The organism is Coxiella-like endosymbiont, from assembly GCF_002871095.1.
Taxonomy (GTDB): Bacteria; Pseudomonadota; Gammaproteobacteria; order Coxiellales; family Coxiellaceae; genus Coxiella.
This window is the reverse complement of the sequence record NZ_NSHJ01000016.1, coordinates 1-2,265: the sequence shown is the minus strand read 5'-3', so window position 1 is coordinate 2,265 and position 2,265 is coordinate 1. Positions and strand designations below refer to the sequence as shown.

Here is a 2,265-nt window from a genome sequence, read left to right as displayed (position 1 = left end):
AGATATAGTAGTACAGCTCTTAATATGAGAAGTAGTGACCAATCCGAAAAATAAAGTTAGATGACATAGGCATTATCTTCTTCTAAAGATTTTAATAGATTCAGCATATCTTTAGGTAGAGGAGCGTGCCATTCCATTGTTTTCTGGGTCAAAGGATGAGATAGCTGTAAAGTACTTGCATGAAGTGCTTGACGATGAAAATCTTTTAGAGTGGTTTTAAGTGAGTTAGAGAGAAAAGCCGGAATACCGATATGACTGCCATAGACAGGATCTCCGAGTATAGGATGATGAATATAGGCCATATGAACCCGGATTTGATGGGTACGGCCAGTTTCCAACCGAATTCGAATGTGTGTGTGTGCTCGATAACGTTGAAGAATATGAAAATGAGTGATTGCTTCTCGGCCATTCTTAAGAACAGCCATACGAGTGCGATGTATTGAATGACGTCCAATTGGAGCACTGATGGTTCGATTGAAAATAAGTATACCTTTTACAATAGCTTCATATTCTCGAGTAATTTTCCGTGCTTTCATGGCTTTAGTTAAAGCATGATAGGACATTAAATTACGAGCAATTACAAGGAGTCCTGAAGTATCTTTATCCAATCGATGAATGATTCCTGCGCGAGGCAGGATAGCTAATTGAGAATCATAATGAAGTAGAGCATTGATTAATGTGTGATTGAGAATACCGGCCCCAGGATGGACCACCAGACCTGCGGGCTTATTAATAATAAGTAATGCTTTATCTTTGTATAGGATATTTAAAGGCAGTGCTTGGGCAACCCATTGTTCGCTGGCAGTAAAGTAAGCGGTTATTTCAATCAGTTGATTGAGTTGTACTTTTCCCCGTGTAAGTATTTTTTGAGCGCCATCGACATGGACATACCCAGCTCGAATCCAATTTTGTAATTGGGATCGAGAATAATCAGGAAATAATTTAGCTAAAGCTTTGTCAAGACGTACTCCCACTAATTCACTCGGAACGATGCTTTTTAAAGAAATTTTTTTAGAATTCATGGACAGATACTATCAGATTCTATAAGCTTTGAGCTTAGCCTACTTTTTTATATCCTTTTTCGTGAGATCAATGCTAAAAATCATGGTTTTGTTGTAGAATGAATTGCTCTATAATTAGAGTGTTTTTATCATTAAATGAATGCGTTTTTATAATTGCTAGCATTAAAAGAAAAACTTATGAAAAAGTTATTTTTTATTTTTACTTTTCTTTATTTCTGTGTTTTAACGAGTTGTGCACGAAAAGACGTTAATCCTTATCAAGAGGATCATAGAGCAAGCTTAATCAAATTATTTAGGGCTGGTAAAAAAGCTCTGGTGAAAAAAAATTATTCAGAAGCTATCAAAAATTTTGAAACTTTGGATGCCATTTATCCATTTAATTCCTATACACAACAAACTCAACTCGATATTATTTACGCTTATTATAAAAATGAAGATATTGTTTCAGCCATTGTTGCAGCTGATCGTTATATTAGATTATATCCCCGAGGCCGTCATGTAGATTATGCTTATTATATGCGAGGGATTCTTGGATTTTATTATTTAGGATTATCTTGGGTACAAAAATTAGTGGGGGTAAATCCTGCGTTTCGTGATATAAGTATTTTGCAACAATCGTATAAAGCTTTTGCTACACTTGTAGATACGTTCCCCCAAAGCCCTTATGTTTCGAATGCGTTGACACATATGAAATATATTCGTAATTTAATGGCTAAACGCGAAATTATAATTGCCCAATTTTACTTAAAACACTGTGCTTATGTAGCAGCTGCTAATCGCGCTGCGTACGTAGTGCAACATTTTCAAGGTTCACCAGAAGTGATAAAAGGATTGGCGATTATGGTCCAAGCTTACCGTGCATTAGATCTGCCAAAAATGGCAGATGCTAGTTATCGGTTATTAAAAATGAATTATCCAAATTCGCCTGAGCTCCGAAAGTTTACCCATCTGAAATTTTTTGCAAATTAAGCTAAAAGTATTTACTACTTAACAAGTAAGTTCTTAATTTAATATTTCTTTATTGCTTGGTTTAGAAATGAAATGATTCATATTTTATTTGATATTTAGGTAATTATTATTTTTTATTACTGTGAGATTACTACTAACACAGGTGACCTGGAATTACATGGCTTTAAGATTCAAAAAAAACACTATTTTGTATCTCAATTATTTTTAAAATTAACTATATCTGGCGTATAGTTTTATTTTGTACATCTTTATATACTAATAACAAGGTTTATTT

At 34.1% G+C, this 2,265-nt stretch carries 2 protein-coding genes; one reads left to right on the top strand and one right to left on the bottom strand.

Annotated elements, in window-relative coordinates; translation table 11 throughout:
* Window positions 1–56: 56 nt before the first annotated feature.
* Window positions 57–1,022, bottom strand: a complete 966-nt coding sequence (gene rluD / locus CLERM_RS00160) for a 23S rRNA pseudouridine(1911/1915/1917) synthase RluD (RefSeq protein WP_102156617.1) — start codon at window positions 1,020–1,022, stop codon at window positions 57–59.
* A gap of 177 nt (window positions 1,023–1,199) precedes the next feature.
* Between rluD and CLERM_RS00155 the strand changes: the two genes are divergently transcribed.
* Window positions 1,200–1,991 (top strand): outer membrane protein assembly factor BamD, encoded by a 792-nt coding sequence (locus CLERM_RS00155; RefSeq protein ID WP_102156616.1) that lies wholly within the window; start codon window positions 1,200–1,202, stop codon window positions 1,989–1,991.
* The last annotated feature ends 274 nt before the right edge of the window (window positions 1,992–2,265 follow it).

Bases quoted from the DNA above. Each gene is read 5' to 3' on its own strand.
- rluD (WP_102156617.1), bottom strand. From the start codon at position 1,022: ATGAATTCTAAAAAAATTTCTTTAAAAAGCATCGTTCCGAGTGAATTA.
- CLERM_RS00155 (WP_102156616.1), top strand. From the start codon at position 1,200: ATGAAAAAGTTATTTTTTATTTTTACTTTTCTTTATTTCTGTGTTTTA.